The following is a 19,385-nucleotide window of genomic DNA, read 5'->3' on the forward strand; positions in this document are numbered from 1 at the left end:
ACAGCAGATGATGATGTGTGTTTACATAATTGACATATTAAAACCTTAAAATTGAATAAGTTTAACGAAAGGTTAAAACATTTAATTCAACAAGGACAACATAAGACTGGAAGAAGGGATAACACTGTCACGCACTTCAACATACGCTTTATTAATTTTGGTAATGTTTACTTGGGGACTGAATGTCGTCGCCATTAAGTACTTGGTGGCCTATTTCCCGCCTGTAGCGATGCAAGCGTCACGGATATTTGTGGCCGGTGTGGTTGCGCTCATAGCACTTTATTTCCTCAAAGACTTACGTCAACTAACGAGACAAGAGTGGTTTTATATCCTGTTAGCAGCCGTACTTGGTCAGCTCGCCCATCATTCATTATTGGCCATTGGTCTAGTCGAGACGTCCGCTTCTAATGCTGCGATTATTTTGGGTCTGATTCCGCTAACAACCTCTGTTTTAGCTATCATTTTCTTACATGACCGTTTGACATGGACCAGGCTCGTTGGTATTCTGCTAGGGTTCACAGGTGTGTCGATGGTGGTCCTGCAAACCAATGGTGGCATCGGTATGGTCTCTCGAGGAGATCTGTTTGTCTTTATTTCCATGCTCGCACAAGCGTGTAGTTTTATCATCATTAAGAAAGTCACTGCAACGCTATCTTCGAAACAAATGACGGCCGTGATGCTATTAGTGGGGTCAGTCATGCTCTTAGGTTTGAGTCTCTGGATAGAGCCACAAGGTGTTCAACAATTGTCATCCGGTACGACAATGGTATGGACAGTCTTACTGACGTCCGCCGTGATTGCCACTGGCTTAGGTCACATCTTTTTTAATATGGCGATTAGTCATATCGGTGCAGGCCAGACAGCCATCTTTAACAACCTGGTACCATTCTTTTCATTAATCGGTGCCTTTTTCTTTTTAGGGGAGTCTATTGTTTTAACGCAAATCGCCGGGTTTATTGTCATCGTGCTTGGGGTCCTACTAGGGACAGGATATGTAGATACCCTGCTAGCGCGCAGAAAGGAAAACGCGCTGGCACAAGCAGCACAAGCAGAGGAACAACACAAAATGTCATTATAACCATAAAAAATAATCATGTAAGGGAGAAGTGAAGTCCATAGGGCTTCGCTTTTTTTATGGCAATATATGTTGGGATATACACAAAGCAATCACATATGCGACATGAGGGATGTGCTGAAGGGTTTATCTCCCGCCTTTATGAAGGCCCTGAGTAGAAAGACTCATTTTGGAGGTAACCTCCACCATTTATATCAATTTCGAAGAAAGTATTCAAAGTTTCAGAATAATATGCTAATATACACATAACGAAACGAGGAGGTGACATCCATCGGTTCTCTTACAAAATAAGTCATTTTATAGCCATATTCTTAGGAAATATTTTCCTTATAAGATCATGTCGTCACAGAACATGGATCAACTCACAGACATTGACCTCCTGTTCGTTCAAGATGGAGATGATTACTTATCGCTAGGCAAAATGGAGGACACATTTGGCCAATTATTAAGAGAAGATACGGATCGTTTTCAGCGAGTGGTCTTTGTGCTCGTGCCACCAGGATCTTCAATGGACAGGTATCATTATTATCATCCTGATGGGGAGCAGCATCATCAATACGTTCAAATGTTTGATGAAGAGCTTTCGCCTCAAGTTCGCAGGAGCATAGGAAAGAATCATCTCATCCGAAAAACCGGCCTGCTCGGAGATTCTCTAGGGGGAGTGGTTAGTTTAGTCATCGCCCTTAAGCGGCCTTTACGTTGGTCACATTTACTTTTACAATCGGCAGCATTTGAGCATACGTTTTCGTTAACGTCTGAATCATTGTACATAGACCATTGGCACATCTATCAGGTCGTGGGTCAATACGAGGATCACTACAGGTCACAAATCACAGGTCGAACGTTGCACATCCTAACAGAGAATAGACGATTAAAATATATCTTAGAGCATACAGGTGCAAGTGTCAGTTACTATGAAGAACCCAAAGAACACCTCTGGGATTTCTGGCGTGAGGACTTACACCGAGCGCTCACATACTTTACTCGGTAAGGTGTCAACTGAGTTGATGTTTGTTAATAAAAGGGGGAATGATGAAATGAAAAGAAAAGGATGGATTTTTGCTCTTATTTTGCTCGTATCTATTGGTATGGTGACAGCCTGCTCTGAATCTACAGAGGGAGACCCCGATAGCCAAACGGAGGGCGGTGACAGAACGGAAATAGAGTTCTGGACGATGCAGTTATCGCCAGATTTCGATGATTATATGAACGGGGTGATTGAAGACTTTGAGGCGCAACATGAGGACATTAACATCAAGTGGGTCGACGTCCCATGGGGAGATATGGAGCAGAAAATCTTAACTGCCGTCGCTTCAGATTCAGCACCTGATTTAGCTAATCTTAACCCTCAATTCGCATCGAAATTAGCAGAGCTCGACGCGCTTGTTAATATGGATGAAGCTGTAGACCCGGCCATTCGAGATTTGTACTTTGAGGGTGTTTGGAAATCGAACACGTTTGATGGTGAGACGTTCGGTATTCCTTGGTATTTATCTTCACAAGTGACGATGTATAATACAGCGATCTTTGAGGAAGCAGGCTTGGACCCTGAGGCCCCCCCAACCACGTTTGAGGAGTTAAAAGAAGTGTCACGCATCGTGAAAGAAAATACGGGCAAATACGCATATTTCCCACCATTAGATGCGAGTCATCTTTTAGAAGCGCTCGTGATGAAGGGCGTTGAACTGACCAATGAGGAAGGTACGGAAGCTGCCTTCAACACCCCTGAAGGTGTAGAAGCGTTCCGCTTTTTCGTTGATCTGTATGAGAATGACTACATTCCTCGTGAAGTGTTAACCGAATCACACGGTAAAGCCATTGATTTGTATCAAGCAGGCCAGCTAGCTATTCTAGCGACAGGTCCACAATTCCTAAACACGGTTCAGGAGAATGCACCGGATATTTATGAGGTAACAGAGTCTTCTGTTCAAATTACGGGGCCTACCAATAAGAAGAATATTTCAGCTATGAATCTGGTTGTACCTAAACAAAGTGAGCATCAAGAGGAAGCCGTCAAATTCGCTTTATTTATCACCAACGCTGAAAATCAAGTGGCGTTTGATAAAATTGTCCCTATTTTACCGTCCATCGAGACGGCTTTAGACGATCCTTTCTTTAATGAATTACCAGAAGATCCAACACCGACCGATCGTGCACGTCTGATTTCTGCAAGTCAGCTCCGAGACAGTGAGGTTCTCATTCCACCAATGCGGAATTATGAGGATCTTAGGACGGCTATGAACGAAGCGTTGCAGGCGGCTATGCTGGGAGAAATGACCGTAGAGGAAGCCGTGGAAAGCGCTGAGCAAGAGTGGAATGCTATTTTAGGTCAACAATAGGCAGATAAATGAACCAATCTAAGCTGATTGTCTTCATAAGATGCATTTGAGCTAGCAGGAGAGGGGGGCATTCCCTTCTCCTCTTTACAGGAATGGTGGTGGAGAGATGGAAAAACGTCATGTATTGCAGATGTTCAAAGGCGGCCTCATCGTGTCATGCCAAGCTCTTGAGGATGAGCCTCTACATGGCTCAAAGACCATGGCCAAAATGGCAAAAGCAGCCACAGAAGGGGGAGCACGCGCTATACGAGCCAACGGTAAACGTGATATTTTGGCTATCAAGCAGGAGACAGCATTACCTGTGATTGGTCTCGTTAAAAGAGATTATAGTGATAGCGAGGTTTATATCACCCCGACTAAAACAGAGGTGGATGAATTACTCGAAGCAAACGCTGATATGATAGCCTTGGACGCCACGAAACGGGATCGACCCGGCCATACGCCCCTTGATACTTTACTTGAGTATATACACAAGCAACAGGTTCCGGCCATGGCGGATGTATCTACGCTAGATGAAGGGATAGCGGCTGCAGAACTAGGGTTTGATTGTATCTCAACCACGCTGTCTGGCTATACCCCTTATTCACGAACAAATGATACGCCTGATTTTGAGCTCTTGGATGCACTCGTCCAACGTTTAAATGTTCCCGTCATAGCAGAAGGAAGAATTAGCACACCTGAGCAAGCCCAGAAAGCGCTACAGCTTGGTGCTTATGCGGTTGTTGTAGGTTCCGCTATCACAAGGCCGCAAATCATCACAAAAAAATATGTAGATTATATTCAACATTTATCTAAAACATAAAAAGGAATGAAGGTCATGAGCGTTAGTCAAACCATGAAAGTAAAAGGGGTTATTCATAGTTATTATCCATCGTTGACAAAGTCGGAACAAAAGGTGGCTGACCTTGTCGTCGATCAGTTCAACCGCGTTATTTATTACTCTGTCACAGATTTAGCGGATCATGCCGAAGTCGGGGAAACCACAGTCCTCCGTTTTTGCCGCAAGATAGGGTTTAAAGGTTACCAGGAATTTAAGCTCGCGCTGGCAAAGGACTTGCCGCATGTCCAAGAGGAAGTCAACGAGCAGGCTTCAGCCCATTTTATACAAGCCGTGTCTACCTACGCCCAAAACGCGATCCAAGAAACGGTAGATAAGGTGGATAAAGAAGCATTAGAACGAGCAATCCATATGATTTTATCAGCCAAGAGCTTACAGCTTTTTGGGGTGGGCACCTCAGGGGTGACCGCACTGGATGCTAAATACCGATTATTGCGCATTGGACAAAAGGCGGATGCAATTATAGACAATCATATTCAAACGATGACAGCCGCGACCCTAACGGAAGGGGACGTTGTGATTGGATTAAGTGTGTCTGGTAGTACGAAGGATACAATAGATGCTTTGCGCATAGCGAAGGAGAATGGTGCGACCGTGATTGCCATTACGTATTATGCTCGTTCACCCATTACGAAAGTGGCCGACATCGTCCTACTAAGTGGGGGCAAAGAATCACCTTTGGAGGGCAGTTCAATGGCAGCCAAGATTGCACAGCTGTTCGTTATTGATCTGCTCTGTACCGGGCTTGCTTTGGATTACAAAGAACACGCCCTACACATGAAAGAGATAACAGCGCGATCTGTTTTACACAAGATCTATTAGCATGGTGGTACCTATGGAATTTAAACCAGTGATAGGAATAGATATTGGAGGTACAGCCATCAAAGGCGCTGTCGTTGATCCGACCGGTGTCATAATGGATCAAGTTGAGAGGCAACAAAACGCGCTTGTACAGGGGAAAGACGGCATCTTACATACACTCGGAGAAGTGGTTGACCAGCTAATACATACCACGCCACAGTGCGCAGGCATTGGCGTCGGTACAGCGGGAAGAGTGGATATTCGTACAGGACGCATCGTGTATAGTACAGATAATCTCCCCGACTGGCAAGGAACAGCATTAAAAGCTTGGATTGAAGAACGTTATCAACGCCCTGCCGTTATCGATAATGACGCTAACGCAGCACTGATCGGAGAACACTGGTTAGGGGGACATCCACCTGTTCATTCTGTGACTATGCTCACACTAGGAACGGGTGTCGGTGGGGCTAATTTAGTGCATGGTGAGTTGTATCGCGGTAAGCATTGCCAAGGGGGCGAATGGGGGCATGTCGTTTTAGTGCCTGGCGGTATACCATGTAACTGTGGCTTAAACGGTTGTATCGAACAATACTTATCTGGAACAGCCCTTGTCCGAGCAGCTAATGTGGCACATAATAACATCATTTTTAAGTATGAGCACGGTCGACAGGTGTTTCAGGCGTATAAGAATGGCGATACACATGCTCGGCGTGTGGTCCATGATTATTTATACTACCTATCCCTCGTCATTCACAACCTATCCGTTTCGTTAGACCCTGAGCTTATCATCATTGGTGGCGGGGTCATTCATTCGAAGCAAATGTGGTGGCACTCTCTCAATCAACAGTTAGAAGATATGTCAGTGACGACTCAGGTCGTACCGGCGAAGCTAGGCAATCAAGCAGGCATGATGGGTGCAGCAAAATTAATGCTGAACCATTTGGATAAGGGAGGGAACCTCACGTGAAACGCAATCCGCTTACACCTTATTTGTTCTTGGTACCGGGGTGTATGATCTTAGGCGCATTTATTTTTTACCCCATGTTACAGGCTATTTGGCTCAGTTTCACTGATTACAACATGGTGACCGAAGAGCAATTCGTTGGACTCGAGAATTATGGGACATTATTTCAAGATGATTTGTTTTGGAAGGTGCTTGTTCAGACCCTCATTTATCTTGTTGGTGTTGTGCCTGCACTCGTGATTCTGCCTATCTTTTTGGCCATTCTCGTCAACCAGAAATTAAAAGGGATCGGTTTCTTCCGCTCCGTATTTTACATCCCTGTTGTCACCTCATGGGTTGTGGCCGGTATAGCGTGGGAATGGGTGTATGCCAATAATGGGATACTCAATTACCTATTAGACATCTTCGGTATCATTAATGCACCCATACACTGGTTAACCTCTACCAACACAGCACTTTTCGCTGTTATGGCTGTCACAGTTTGGAAGGGACTCGGGTATTACATGGTTATATACTTAGCAGGGCTACAGTCCATTCCTTCGGAGCTTTATGAGGCTGCCGATATAGATGGTGCTAATCTGTGGCAAAAAATTTCGAAAGTGACGATCCCTTTACTCATGCCTTCAATTATGATTGTTAGCGTCATGTCATCAATAGCAGCGATGAAGGTGTTTGAAGAAATATACATTATGACGGGCGGCGGACCGTTAAATAGCTCCAAGACGTTAGTCCTTTATATTTACGAGGAAGCGTTCCAAAAGCTTAACATGGGCTATGCCAGTGCTGCCGGTGTCGTACTGTTTATCATAACCCTGATATTTGCGGTCATTAACATCAGGATCATGGGCAAAAAAGAATCTTCCATCCAGGGGTGATCAGGTATGGGTACACCTTCTTTAGAAACCAAACGTGTCACAAACGTGCCACAACAAACAATGACACATAGAGTCAAAAAGTTAATAAAAACAGTGCTCAATTACATGCTGTTATTCATTGTGACTGTCATCATGGTTGGCCCTTTTCTATGGCTACTTTCAACAGCACTGAAATCCGGGCATGAAAACATTTTTCAATATCCGCCTTCGTTTATACCTGAAAGTCCAACACTGGCTAACTTCCCAGCCGCACTAGAGGCGTTTCCGTTTTGGAAATACTTATTCAATAGTATTGTAGTGGCCGTATTTACCGTGGGATTGAACTTACTTTTTTGTTCACTCGCGGCGTATCCTTTAGCCCGAATGTCCTTTAGAGGGAAGAATCTGATTTTCTTGCTCATATTGAGTACGATGATGATTCCGTTTCAGTTGTTGATGATTCCGATCTATATCTTTGCCTTAGATCTTGGGTTAAAGAACACGTATGCCGGTCTCATTCTCCCTCATGCGACGACAGCTTTTGGGATTTTCTTGATGCGGCAAGCGTTTATCACGCTACCGTATGAGTTAGATGAGTCAGCTAGAATGGATGGCGCTAGTAGCTTTCAGATTTGGTGGCGTATCCTTATGCCACTGGTGAAGCCATCCCTTGTGACACTAGCCATCTTCACCTTCGTGATGTCATGGGGGGACTTTCTCTGGCCGTTAATTATTCTTGATGACTCGGATATGTATACACTTCCTCTGGGGCTGAATGCACTAACCGGATTATTCTCTTCTAACTGGCGTCTGATTGCCGCAGGATCTGTGATCTCAATGATCCCGATTATCATCGTCTTTGCCATCCTTCAACGTTACTTTATTGAAGGGGCAACCAAAGGAGCAGTCAAAGGCTAAACCCTGATCGTAAGCGGCCCGTAACAAGCTAATACTAATTATGAAAGTGTGATCATATGACTCGTTTTATTGCCTACATCCCTGTAGATGGCCGTCCCGTCACGAGAGATTTACCGCAACAATTAGCCTTCATCGGTGGATGGGAGGTCTGTGTGCCTAAGAGAGAGGACCTCGGCTTTCTGAAAAAACCCGGTGACGTGAATGACCTACAGTTATGGTTGAAACATAAGGCTCCCGACGTCGAAGGGTTCGTATTATCTATTGATATGTTGGGGTATGGCGGTTTAGTGCCATCTAGGGTCACAACTGAAGATACGGATGTCATCCACTCTAGACTTGCCATATTGAGAGAATTGAAGCGTCAATACCCAACCAAACCCATCATGGCGTTTAGTTCAACAATGCGTATTTCCAATTCCAACGTCAATGAAGAGGAAAAAACATATTGGGCGCAATATGGACCAGACATTTGGGCTTACTCGTATCATTCTCATCGTTATGAGAAAACACAGGATGAACAGTCATTGACGATCGTTGAAGAATTATCACGTCGCATCCCAAATGAGATTTTAGAGGATTATAAACGGACACGCGAACGGCATTTTGCTATCAATCTTACTTTATTGGATCTGGTTGAAGAAGGCGTCATCGATCATCTTGTATATCCTCAGGACGATACGGCCGAATTCGGGTGGAATATCCGTGAACAGGAGCGCTTAGCAGACAGAGTAAACCAACGTAAGCTCTTTAACCAAGTGCAAATCTATCCGGGGGCGGACGAGGTCGGGAGTGTACTGGTGGCCCGTATTTTATATGAGCGAGAAGGGGTGGACAAGCCTACTTATTCTCCGTTTTACAGTGGTGAAAAGGGAGCCCTTTCAACGGCCATGTATGAGGATCGGCCCATTGAGACGTCGGTGAAGGGGCAAATAGCGGCATTCGGTAGTCACACTGTGGACCCTAGCACTGCGGATATCCTGTTAGCGGTCAACGTACCGGGGAAAAAACAAGGAGATTTGGCACTGCAGTTACACCTAACGGACGTGGATACGAACGAACGTCACATTGGAGAATGGCTCAGCCGTATACGATACTATTTATCACGCGGCCGTCGAGTCGCATTAGCAGACCTTGCTTACGCTAACGGGGCCGATCCGGTGCTCATGCCAAGGGTGTTAGCAGATTCTGTTTTCCACCGTCTAGAAGCCTTTGCCGCTTGGAATACAGCCGGTAATACTTTAGGAACAGTGGTTGCCATGAGTGCGATGAACGTCCTACGGCAGATGAAATCACAACAACAAAGCTTGTTAGAATCGCATAGGATGTCAGAGTACCAAGGCGTGTCTCAGCAACAAGGTGTGTCAGAATCACAAAGGATGTTAGAGCAACAGGAGAGACCAGAACAGCAAGAGACGACAGGACGGAAAGAGATGCAGGAGCGCCAAACGATGTCGGACGGGAACATACACGTTGGGACGTTAGAAGAGTATCAACGGAGACACCGTCAACAGTTGCTCTTACGATTATTGGACGATTATTTATATCAGTCTGTCGTTCGCCAAGTGGTGAGGGAAACGATAGACGAAACTACTATAGATAAAGCGCAACTGAGAGACCATGTGAGTCAAACATTTATAGTCCATTTTGACCAACTCAAACAACAAGAGGGGGTCAAGCAACTGTTAAGCTCAGATGAAGTTAAGGGTTTGAAAATACATTTACCTTGGCAGCGCACGTTTGAAATAGGATTACAATTCCACTTATCACATACAACGACAACGACACTTAAAGGAGGTGATTCACCAGGGAAGTAAGACAGGATAACCATGCAGTTGCACAAGAGGGTATGGTCTAAAAAATAGTGGGAGGGTATGTCGAATGAAAAGAACAGTCGCCGTATTATTGTCTATTGTATTATTGCTAGGCCTTGTGGTACCTGTTACAGCAAAAGGTGGAAACGACCAATCTAGGAAGCAAGTGCTTCAGAACCTCGTGGAGGAAGAGGATAAAAAAGCGCGTATCTTATGGTATGACTTGTCAGCCAATATCCCGAACCTTAACACGCCTGAGAAGGTTAAGGATATCGTGACCAAAACAAAGAATGCCAACTTTGATACGATTATTCTAGATGTTAAAAACTATACAGGATTTGTAGGCTATAACAGTGATATCGCCCCACACATTCATACATCAACGATACCGGGGTACAATGAGTTTCCTGAAGGTTACGACTTATTAGAAGAAGTGATTGAGGAAGCGCATAGTCAAGGATTAAAAGTCCACGCCAATGTCAACGTATTTTCAGAAGGGAATAATATATACGCTGATGGACCTGCTTTTAACAATCCAGAATGGCAAACGGTACTGTATCAAGCGTATCGACTTGCTCAAGCAGAGAATGGCAGTACCTTTAAAATCACGGGTGTCAATGCTAGCCGCCAAGATAACACACTCGTCATGTATACCCCAAGTGAATACAGTGAATCTCCTGCAAATCATTGGGGAGCCGAAGTCCAAGTTGTGGATGGTGAAGTGACACAAGTCGTCGACCGTGTGGGCGGCGCACCTGCACTCGAAGTGCCTGAAAACGGTTACGTTCTATCAGGACACGGAGAAGCAAGAGCATGGATTTTAGAAAACCTAGAAGAAGGTGCTCGAGTTGGGGTTTCAGAAAGTGATTATGACCTCATTCCAGCGTCTGAATATCCTTCTTACTCAACCTTTGTGAATCCCATCCGTGAGGACGTTCAAGCATATGAACTAAGTATTATGGAAGAAATCCTTACGAACTACGATGTTGACGGTCTTGTATTGGACCGTGCACGATACTCTAATGAGTACGCGGACTTCAGCGACTTAAGTCGCCAGCAATTCGAAGCTTATATTGGACAAGAAGTAGAGAATTGGCCAGAGGATATTTATACGGTCGATTTTTCTGATGAGGCCCAGGAAGTGGTACCAGGCCCTCATTATAAAAAATGGATAGAGTGGCGTGCGGGTAACATTCAACAATTTTTCCAAAGAGCTGAACAGCTTGTACATGGGGTAGATGAATCTCTATTCTTCAGCACTTATGTTGGCTCTTGGTATCCCCTTTACTATAGTGAGGGAGTGAATTGGGCTAGCCGAACGTACAAACCGGAGTATGACTGGGCAAGCGCAGATTATCATAAAACCGGATATGCAGAAACACTAGACTTTCTGATGACCGGAAACTACTTTGCTGAAGTGACCAGAGAAGAAGCAGTGGAAGCAGGTAATCCAGACTGGTATAGTGTAGAAGGTTCTGCTGATATTGCCATGGATGTAGTCAATGAGGCGACATTCGTCTACGGAAGCTTGTACCTCGCACAGTACGAAGGTGATCCAGAACAATTCAGAAGAGGATTACGTTCTGTATTAGACAAGACACATGGGATTATGCTTTTTGACCTCGTGTATCTGGAAATGTACGAGTGGTGGCATATTGTAGAAGAAGAATTTGCAGAAGATTCCGAGGCACCGCATGAGATTCCAGGGCTTCTTAATATGGTGCGAGAAAATAGATAATAGAAGCATCTAGATAACGTGAGCCACATAAAGCCTGTGAGGCTACAACGATTTAAATATTGCCTAGGATCTCAACCTATCCATTTGGGTTTATTTCAAAAACGTGATGGGTAGAAGGATAGTGTTGGTGATGAGGGAGTTGAAAAGCCGGGTCTAATTGCTCGGCTTTTCCTTTTTACAAAATGGATAAAAAGGGGAATGCACACATGGCAAAGGTATTTGAAGCGGACATCATTATTATTGGTGGAGGTATCGGCGGCTGTTCTGCTGCTTTAGCCGCTGCTAAATCGGGAAAAAAAGTGATTGTTACGGAGGAAACCAAGTGGATAGGCGGTCAATTAACGAGTCAAGCGGTTCCACCTGATGAGCATCGTTGGATTGAACAGTTCGGTTGTACCCAAACATACCGCCAATTTAGAGATCGTGTGCGCGCTTATTACAAACGTGAATATCCTCTAACATCAGATGCCCGACGTGAGCAGCGTTTAAATCCAGGCAACGCATGGGTGAGTCGTATAGCTCATGAGCCCAGAGTGGCACTCAACGTAATTGAAACAATGCTAGCCCCGTACATGAGCAATGGTACAATCACCATCCTCAAACAACATAAGATGATTGACGCTGAGGTGGAGAAGGATCATATCCTTTCTGTCACGGTCAGAGATATGGTCCAAAAGCAAAGGAAAATACTCGTAGGAAGCTACTTCTTAGATGCGACCGAGATCGGAGACGTTTTACCACACGCTGGGGTGGAATATGTGACCGGAGCTGAGTCTCAGGAACAAACGGGGGAGCCCAATGCGCATAGCGGTGAAGCGAAGCCCTTGGATATGCAATCTATTACACACTGCATGGCAGTAGACTATGTAGAGGGCGGAGATTTTACAATAGAAAAGCCTGAACAGTATGACTTCTGGAAGGATTATCAGGCGTCATTCCTAGATCATAAGCAGTTAAGCTGGTATGGTCCTGATGCATCGACGGGTGAATCGCGACCTTTCAGCATGTTTCCTGGGGACAGTTCGGCTCCTTCTTTGTGGGATTATCGACGTCTGATAGATCCTACTAATTTTGAGGCCGATTTCTTTGAAGGCGGGATATCGATTCTAAACTGGCCACAGAATGACTACTGGTTAGGCCCTGTTTATGAAGTGGACGAAGAAGAAAGAGAGCGCCATCTATATGGGGCAAAACAACTGACCTTGTCGTTATTGTATTGGTTGCAAACCGAGGCACCAAGGGAAAAAGGAGGGTACGGATATCCCGGGCTACGTCCTAGAGGAGACATCGTGGGGACTGATGATGGATTGGCCCTTCACCCGTATATACGAGAATCGCGACGGATAAAGGCTGAACATACCGTCCTAGAACAGCACATTAATGCTGATGTACGTGGGGATAAAGGCATCAAGCATGTACCTGATTCTGTTGGTGTCGGAAGCTATTGGATCGACCTTCATCCAACTGTAGAAACCAACCGACTTTTCTTTGCCCCAAGTTATCCCTTCGAAATTCCGTTGGGCAGTATGATTCCTATCAGAGTAGAGAATCTTATTCCTGCAGCTAAGAATATTGGGGTCACTCACCTAACCAATGGTTGCTTTCGACTACACCCCGTGGAATGGAACATAGGAGAAGCGGCCGGTTATCTCGCAGCTTATGCATTAGAGCATGGACGGACACCGAGAGAAATCTACCACGATGAAGAGACACTCTCCACTTTCCAGTCTTTTATTGTCAGTGAAGGGATAGAAATCAAATGGCCTGAGATCGGCATATTAGAATAACATATAAAAAAAAGCAGTCCCGTTTTGGAATAGGACTGCTTTTTTGAGTGGGCTTATTTTAGAGTGTATACAGCCAGCCTGATTTACATCAGTGGAGCGCTTGGTCCTTGTTGGTTTGCTGTTGGTGCCATTCCGTAAGAATGCAGGTACGTTTGCTGCGTGGTATCCTTTAAAGTAGGAATTTGATAATATCCTTTTTGGTTAGCGTATTGGAAAGCCTCATAAGCCATATCAGCTGAAGCGTTAGCCCCTTGCTGCATCATTTGACGTAGCGCAGGGTTGGCCATTTCCAATGTGGCCTTCATTTTCATGGTGGCACTATTCTTGTGGCAACTAATAAGGCAAATGGTTGTATCCATGTCATCAATCGCGTCCGGAGATGGGGCAGGGTTTTGCATTTGAGGGTTGTTTAACCCGTACTGAGGCTGCATATTCTGTTGCGTGTGGTTCGTCATCGTCTGAGGACGGTTTGGAACGGCTTGACCCATATCCTGTTGATTCGCCATCGATACGAGGTTGTTGTACTCCATTGTACACGCGTTAGCATGTCTGTCTATCATGGATAGTAGTTGCTGATCCCTGACGTGTGGGCGATACAACTTTAATGTGTTTAATCCTTGAATGGCATCATTTAGAACTTCATGAAGTTCCATCACTTCATGTGCACTGAAATTCATTGACATAACGTTTTCCTCCTAGACGTTCTAGTTTTATTCTGACACAACAGGTATTATTTGTAATGTATGAATGGTTATACATTTTTTTCTAGATAAATAAAAAACGTCGTCAACTCATTTCATATGCTACGCTTTATCACTTAACTCAGTAAATACGACCTGCTCATCACCAATTGAAAGGACAAATTGCTTTGTCAGCTCATAAGAGTATAAGAAATCTTCATAATCCATTACTTCCACAGGGGAGTGAGCGTAACGGGATGGAATAGAAATGACCCCCGTTGGAAGTCCACCTAAGCTTGTGGCCAAGGCACCTCCGTCAGTGCCGATACCAGGAAACACTTCCAGCTGATATGGGATATGATGTGTCTCTGCTACCTTGATGAGACGTTTGCGTACCCATGGGTGTGTGACTAAGCTGAAATCCATGACTTTAATACCCGGTCCTTGTCCCAACAAGAGAGTCTGATCCATCATATTTTCGAGTGTGTCACTAACTGGCGTGGTATCTATGGCCAGAGTTATATCTGGCTGTGTATCGAAGGAGACCACCTTGGCACCGCGTAATCCCACTTCTTCCTGCACGGAGAAAACCAAATGTAGGTCGCCTTTGAGGTCTACTGTGTGTAACTCTTGTAATAGATGAATGAGGAGCGCACAGCTAGCCCGATCATCAAAGGCTTTACCGACCAGTCTTTGTTTGCCATTCGCTTGTCCAATGTAGTCTAATTCAGTTGCCCAAGCCACGGGCGTACCCACTTCAATCCCCATCTCACGTGCTTCTGCTGCCGAGCTTGCCCCCACATCGATATACAGTTGGGAATGCTTTCTTACCGCATGAGGATCGTCGAATTTGGCAAAGTGAGCGGATATCGTACCAATGACCCCCTGTACGATCCCTTGTTCAGTTTGTAAACGCACTTTTTGGGCTAAAAGGATACGATCATCGTGACCGCCATCTTTTTCAAATCGTAATAAACCGTTGGGTTCGATCTTTTTGACGATGAATCCAACCTCATCCATATGCGCAGATATGAGAAGGCTCGGTCCTTCGCCTCGGCCCTTTTTGGTGGCAATAACGTTTCCGATGCCATCCACTCGCACTTCATCTGCGTAAGGCTTAACTTTTTGATATATGTATTTGACTACCTTTTCCTCGAAACCAGGGGGACCAATCAACTGCGTTAGCTCTTGTAGTAATGTTTTCATAAGTGCTACAATCCTTTCTATTCTCGAAATATTTAAACATACCATATCATAATATGCTCGGAACGTCGAGAAGTGGTGTGTAGTCATTCTACTGTCATTAAACTTGAAGAATAGGGTCATCCTATCAGTAAACGAGTGTTGAGGAGGGCAGTAGGAATGGCTGCAGAACAGGAAAAGCATTATCAATTAAAAACATACTGTTATAACGAGTATGATCCATTGAAACGTGTCGTCTTGTGCCAACCGCAATATATGACTATCCGTGACGTCATCAATGAAACCCAGTCGAAATACAAAGATGAAGGCATTGATATTGATCGTGCCGTGGAGCAGCATACCAAGCTTGTTAAGACACTTCGTGAACACGATGTGGATGTCATTTTACTTCCCTATCATAAGAAATATCCAGAGCAGGTGTTCACACGTGATATCGGCTTCACGCTAGGACAAACGATTTTTGTTGCTGACATGGCCCATGAAGTCCGTGAAGGTGAGGAGGATGTACTAAAGCTGTGGTTAGAAGATGAGAATATTCCCTATTACAACCTTATTGGAGACGAGATTGAAGGCGGGGACGTCATCATTGATGGAGAGAATGTCTACGTGGGATTGAGTAATCGAACGAACAAACAAGCGGTGGAGCACTTGCAAGGCTTATTATCAAACTTTAATGTTATAAAGGTCCCGTTTAAGGAAAAATATTTACACTTAGATTGTGTGTTTAATGTAGTGTCACCAGACGTCGCCTTGATTTACGAACCGGCCCTTACACAAGAGAATATCGATACGTTTTCATCGCGTTATGACCTGATCAAAGTGAACGAAGAAGAGCAGTTTAAACTAGGCACAAACGTATTATGTATAGGGAATAACAAAGTGTTAAGCTTACCTGTTAACAAACATGTCAATGACGAGCTACGTAAGCGAGGATTTGATGTCATCGAAGTGGATATCACAGAAATCATAAAGTCAGGGGGCTCCTTCCGGTGTTGCACCTTACCGTTGCTGCGAGGTTGAAATGCTGTGGCTCATGACGATAGTACAATTTCAATGATATGTAGGAATAGGAGCAGGGTTTGTTATAGTCTAAGAGGAGGTTTTTTCTTTTCTACAAGAAGAAGGTACGTTAAAGTCTTAGAGCTTGGGTAAATCCCCAAGCTCTTTTTACACATTCTATACATCAACGTTTGACTTAATCTAATCTCAGGTTATTAAACTCATCTTAGGTTAAACACTCATCTTAAGGTATTAAACCTAATATATAAAAATACTATTCATCACCTACAGCGTGGAGGTCTGTTCAGTATCTTGTTGTTTGCTTCTATCCTGGGCTTTCCGACTCCAGTAGGTCGCAAGCACAGGGCCTGATAAGTTGTGCCACACGCTAAAAATAGCGCTCGGAATTGCGGCAATCGGGTTGAAATGAAGCGTGGCTAAGGTAGCGCCTAAGGCAGAATTCTGCATCCCCACTTCAATGGATACTGCTTTTCGTTTCGATTCACTGACCTTGAGTAACTTCGCAAGATAATAGCCGAGTGCTAAACCGAATAGGTTGTGTAAGATGACAATGGCAAAAACGGTGACTCCTGTCGATACGAGGTTCTCTTTGCTGGTTGCAACCACGCCTGCAACGATGGCAACGATGGCTGTCACAGACACCAGCGGTAACACTTTAATACTACTGTCTACGATATGTCCAAATATCAAACGTGCCATAATGCCTAAGCCAATAGGGATGATGATCACTTTGAAAATGGTTAAGAATAAGTCACTCGCCGATACGGGGAGCCACTGACTGGCTAGTAGCCAAATGAGCGTCGGTGTAAGGATCGGTGCTATCACCGTCGATACAGAAGTAATAGAAACTGAAAGTGCCGTATCGCCTTTAGACAAATACGTCATAACATTAGAAGCAGTTCCGCCGGGGCAGCAACCGACAAGAATTACCCCAACGGCAAGCTCAGGGGGCAAGCTGAACCCGTAAGCTAAAGCAAAAGCCACGAGTGGCATAATCGTAAACTGTGCCCCAACACCAATAGCCACATCCAAGGGTCGACGAAAGACCTCACTAAAGTCTTTGGGGGTTAACGTTAAACCCATCCCGAACATCACGATTCCCAGTAAAGGTACGATGATGGACGTGATACCAGTAAACCACTCAGGTTGAAAAAACGCCAGTATAGAGAAAATAATGACCCATACGCCAAATGTATTGCCAAAGAATTGGCTTATTTTTCCGAGTGTTTGCATCTTCATAACTCCTTTCTCTCTTACAATCTTGTTGATGCGATAGTTTTGATAGAAAATATAACTATCATTATATTCTAAAAATTAAATAAACAAAAGGACAAATTTTTGTTGACGGGCAAACAAATCTTTACACGGCAATCTGCTGGCGTATATCATGGAGTTAAAAAGAGGAAGGTTGTCTCCATTCATGGTCAAAAGTGTTGTTGTCACTGGCTATAAAGCACATGAACTCGGTGTCTTTAACGAGAAGCACCCGGGTATTCCATACATTAAAAAAGCGATAGAACAGCCATTACGTACGCTGATTGAAGAAGGGTTAGAGTGGGTCATCATTTCAGGGCAGTTAGGTGTAGAGTTATGGGCAGCAGATGTGGTGTTTTCCCTTCAGGAGGAGTATCCACACCTTCAGTTAGCTGTTCTCACTCCCTTTCTAGATCAAGAAAAGAACTGGCAGGAGGAGAAGCAAGAACGTTATCAATCCATACTCGCACAGGCGGATTATGTGAATGCCATTTCCAAAAGACCGTATGAAGGGCCATGGCAATTTAGAGCAAAGAACACATTTTTACTCGATCATAGTGATGCCTTAATACTCGTATATGATGATGAAAATGAAGGCACACCGAAGTATTTGTATGAAGCCGCTTGTCAGAGAGTGGAATCTGAAGATTATACGCTTATCAGGGTTACGTCTTTCGATTTGCAGATGATTGTTGATGAAGAAACCTATGAGATGTAGCAGATGTTCTGACTCACCCGACTCATAGAACGTCGCGAAAAGGTAAAGACAAACAAGTTTAATGTTGTAATCATTTAACGGTGGATATTTTCATGAAACTTTTTATGTGTGACGCCGTATGACATGTAGTGAATATAATTGAAGACAAAGATATCGATTTAACGACTAACGATCTTAAACATTATGATGAACGGAGTGGTCATATGAGTGAGATAGCCAGCAATGGTAAGGGATGTATCAAATGCGGACACACAGAAGCGGAAACGAAGGAGATTGCGACGACAGGGACAGGACTTTCTAAAATGTTTGATATCCAACATAATAGATTTATGGTTGTTTACTGCACCCATTGTGGGTATTCAGAGTTTTATAATAAAGATGCAAATAGAACCTCAGATGTCATCGATTTCTTCTTTGGAGGTTAGGAAAATATTCAATCAACAAAACCGAGCTTGGTACGCTGTTGGCAACCAAGCTCGGTTTTGTATGTAAGCGGATATCGCATAATGTATACTTCAAGATTCACTGCTCTCCTCGGGCGTGAGCATTTGTGGCTTTTACAGCTTCCTTCAATAGCGCCTCAAACCGATGCTGATGAAGGATATCTAGTCCAGCGGCGGTTGAACCACCTGGTGTTGTAACTTGTTCTCTTAGATCACCTGGGTCATATCCGGCTTCTAGCATAGCTGCGGAGCCACTGATCATGTTGGTAACAAGGGTGCGGGCTTGTTCAGGAGAGACACCATAAGATTGAGCCGCTTTTTCAAGTGCTTCGCAGAATAGATACAAGAACGCAGGCGCACTACCCGTGATGGCCGTCATATCATGAACTTGCTGCTCAGAAAGGAGGACGGCCTGTCCGATCGCCTCGAGAATCATGTGCAACGTTTGCTTATCTTTTTCCGTTACGTATCGACCAAGCGTGTAAGTCGACAGTGATCGCTGAACTTGAGCCGCCGTATTAGGCATTATCCATGCCACGGGCGTTCCTTGAGGTAACCGCTCCTCCATATAAGTTGGATCGATCCCAGCCGCGACTGTCATAATGAACGGCTGGGATACAGAGTGGCTCAATTCAGCCAATAAGGTGTCGTGTGCATGGGGTGGGGCAGCTAATAATACGGCGTCTACCTGGTGCACGTACGAAGGCCACTCAGGCGTGACTGTCACGTGATACGTCTGCTGTAACGCTTGGAGTCGGTCCATGCTTTTTTGATTACTCACAATGATATCTTTCGCTTTAATACGTCCTTGTTGTACGAGACCAGAGATGATCGCCTCAGACATTCGCCCGGCCCCGATAATTAATAGTTTCATGGCTACACTTCCTTTTGACCTCTATTTCTTATCTTAACTAATTTTGTATACCACTCGTCACTTATAGT

18 protein-coding genes are annotated in these 19,385 nt (G+C 44.5%); 14 read left to right on the forward strand and 4 right to left on the reverse strand.

Annotation, left to right across the window (positions count from 1 at the left end; all coding sequences use genetic code 11):
- The first annotated feature begins 124 nt into the window (after nucleotides 1–124).
- The 11 genes from JKM87_RS02155 (at nucleotide 125) to JKM87_RS02205 (ending at nucleotide 13,125) form a co-directional block, all read left to right on the forward strand.
- The gene (locus JKM87_RS02155; protein ID WP_202078036.1) at nucleotides 125–1,078 is read left to right on the forward strand and encodes a DMT family transporter; all 954 of its coding nucleotides are present in this window, start codon (nucleotides 125–127) and stop codon (nucleotides 1,076–1,078) included.
- A gap of 334 nt (nucleotides 1,079–1,412) precedes the next feature.
- On the forward strand, nucleotides 1,413–2,066 hold the full coding sequence (locus tag JKM87_RS02160; RefSeq protein WP_202077416.1) for an alpha/beta hydrolase: 654 nt from the start codon (nucleotides 1,413–1,415) through the stop codon (nucleotides 2,064–2,066).
- 46 nt (nucleotides 2,067–2,112) lie between these two features.
- Nucleotides 2,113–3,414, forward strand: a complete 1,302-nt coding sequence (locus JKM87_RS02165; RefSeq protein WP_202077418.1) for an ABC transporter substrate-binding protein — start codon at nucleotides 2,113–2,115, stop codon at nucleotides 3,412–3,414.
- A gap of 106 nt (nucleotides 3,415–3,520) precedes the next feature.
- A complete protein-coding gene (locus JKM87_RS02170) occupies nucleotides 3,521–4,216 on the forward strand; it encodes an N-acetylmannosamine-6-phosphate 2-epimerase (protein WP_202077420.1) in 696 nt (231 codons plus the stop codon).
- Nucleotides 4,217–4,231: 15 nt separating this feature from the next.
- On the forward strand, nucleotides 4,232–5,074 hold the full coding sequence (locus JKM87_RS02175) for a MurR/RpiR family transcriptional regulator (protein WP_236838503.1): 843 nt from the start codon (nucleotides 4,232–4,234) through the stop codon (nucleotides 5,072–5,074).
- A gap of 13 nt (nucleotides 5,075–5,087) precedes the next feature.
- Entirely contained in the window at nucleotides 5,088–6,020 is a 933-nt protein-coding gene (locus JKM87_RS02180) for an ROK family protein (RefSeq protein ID WP_202077422.1), read from the forward strand.
- On the forward strand, nucleotides 6,017–6,892 hold the full coding sequence (locus JKM87_RS02185; protein ID WP_202077424.1) for an ABC transporter permease subunit: 876 nt from the start codon (nucleotides 6,017–6,019) through the stop codon (nucleotides 6,890–6,892). The genes JKM87_RS02180 and JKM87_RS02185 overlap by 4 nt, the downstream gene beginning before the upstream one ends.
- A 6-nt stretch (nucleotides 6,893–6,898) precedes the next feature.
- On the forward strand, nucleotides 6,899–7,789 hold the full coding sequence (locus JKM87_RS02190; protein WP_236838504.1) for a carbohydrate ABC transporter permease: 891 nt from the start codon (nucleotides 6,899–6,901) through the stop codon (nucleotides 7,787–7,789).
- Nucleotides 7,790–7,845: 56 nt separating this feature from the next.
- The gene (locus JKM87_RS02195; protein WP_202077426.1) at nucleotides 7,846–9,603 is read left to right on the forward strand and encodes a DUF4127 family protein; all 1,758 of its coding nucleotides are present in this window, start codon (nucleotides 7,846–7,848) and stop codon (nucleotides 9,601–9,603) included.
- Nucleotides 9,604–9,667: 64 nt separating this feature from the next.
- The gene (locus tag JKM87_RS02200) at nucleotides 9,668–11,338 is read left to right on the forward strand and encodes an alpha amylase family protein (RefSeq protein ID WP_202077428.1); all 1,671 of its coding nucleotides are present in this window, start codon (nucleotides 9,668–9,670) and stop codon (nucleotides 11,336–11,338) included.
- A gap of 206 nt (nucleotides 11,339–11,544) precedes the next feature.
- Nucleotides 11,545–13,125, forward strand: a complete 1,581-nt coding sequence (locus JKM87_RS02205) for an FAD-dependent oxidoreductase (protein WP_202077430.1) — start codon at nucleotides 11,545–11,547, stop codon at nucleotides 13,123–13,125.
- Nucleotides 13,126–13,208: 83 nt separating this feature from the next.
- Here the strand turns inward: JKM87_RS02205 and JKM87_RS02210 are convergent, their stop codons facing one another.
- Both JKM87_RS02210 and JKM87_RS02215 read right to left on the reverse strand, forming a co-directional pair.
- A complete protein-coding gene (locus tag JKM87_RS02210) occupies nucleotides 13,209–13,808 on the reverse strand; it encodes a spore coat protein (protein ID WP_236838505.1) in 600 nt (199 codons plus the stop codon).
- Nucleotides 13,809–13,928: 120 nt separating this feature from the next.
- Nucleotides 13,929–15,011 (reverse strand): M42 family metallopeptidase, encoded by a 1,083-nt coding sequence (locus JKM87_RS02215; protein ID WP_202077432.1) that lies wholly within the window; start codon nucleotides 15,009–15,011, stop codon nucleotides 13,929–13,931.
- A 156-nt stretch (nucleotides 15,012–15,167) separates the two neighbouring features.
- Here JKM87_RS02215 and JKM87_RS02220 point away from each other — a divergent pair, with 156 nt between their 5' ends.
- Nucleotides 15,168–16,028 carry a dimethylarginine dimethylaminohydrolase family protein gene (locus JKM87_RS02220; protein WP_202077434.1) on the forward strand — a complete coding sequence of 287 codons (861 nt, stop codon included), beginning with the start codon at nucleotides 15,168–15,170 and terminating at the stop codon, nucleotides 16,026–16,028.
- A gap of 264 nt (nucleotides 16,029–16,292) precedes the next feature.
- On the opposite strand, the gene JKM87_RS02225 is transcribed toward JKM87_RS02220, so the two are convergent.
- Nucleotides 16,293–17,261, reverse strand: coding sequence for a bile acid:sodium symporter family protein (locus JKM87_RS02225; RefSeq protein ID WP_202077436.1), 969 nt, complete (start codon nucleotides 17,259–17,261; stop codon nucleotides 16,293–16,295).
- A gap of 187 nt (nucleotides 17,262–17,448) precedes the next feature.
- Here JKM87_RS02225 and JKM87_RS02230 point away from each other — a divergent pair, with 187 nt between their 5' ends.
- Together JKM87_RS02230 and JKM87_RS02235 are read left to right on the forward strand one after the other, a co-directional pair.
- Nucleotides 17,449–18,000 (forward strand): SLOG family protein, encoded by a 552-nt coding sequence (locus tag JKM87_RS02230; RefSeq protein WP_202077438.1) that lies wholly within the window; start codon nucleotides 17,449–17,451, stop codon nucleotides 17,998–18,000.
- 203 nt (nucleotides 18,001–18,203) lie between these two features.
- Nucleotides 18,204–18,425 carry a zinc ribbon domain-containing protein gene (locus JKM87_RS02235; RefSeq protein ID WP_202078044.1) on the forward strand — a complete coding sequence of 74 codons (222 nt, stop codon included), beginning with the start codon at nucleotides 18,204–18,206 and terminating at the stop codon, nucleotides 18,423–18,425.
- Between the two features lie 97 nt (nucleotides 18,426–18,522).
- Here JKM87_RS02235 and proC read toward each other — a convergent pair whose 3' ends face one another.
- Nucleotides 18,523–19,317 carry a pyrroline-5-carboxylate reductase gene (gene proC / locus JKM87_RS02240; protein ID WP_202077440.1) on the reverse strand — a complete coding sequence of 265 codons (795 nt, stop codon included), beginning with the start codon at nucleotides 19,315–19,317 and terminating at the stop codon, nucleotides 18,523–18,525.
- Nucleotides 19,318–19,385 lie beyond the last annotated feature (68 nt).

Source organism: Caldalkalibacillus salinus (genome assembly GCF_016745835.1).
In the GTDB taxonomy this organism is placed as follows: domain Bacteria; phylum Bacillota; class Bacilli; order Caldalkalibacillales; family JCM-10596; genus Caldalkalibacillus_A; species Caldalkalibacillus_A salinus.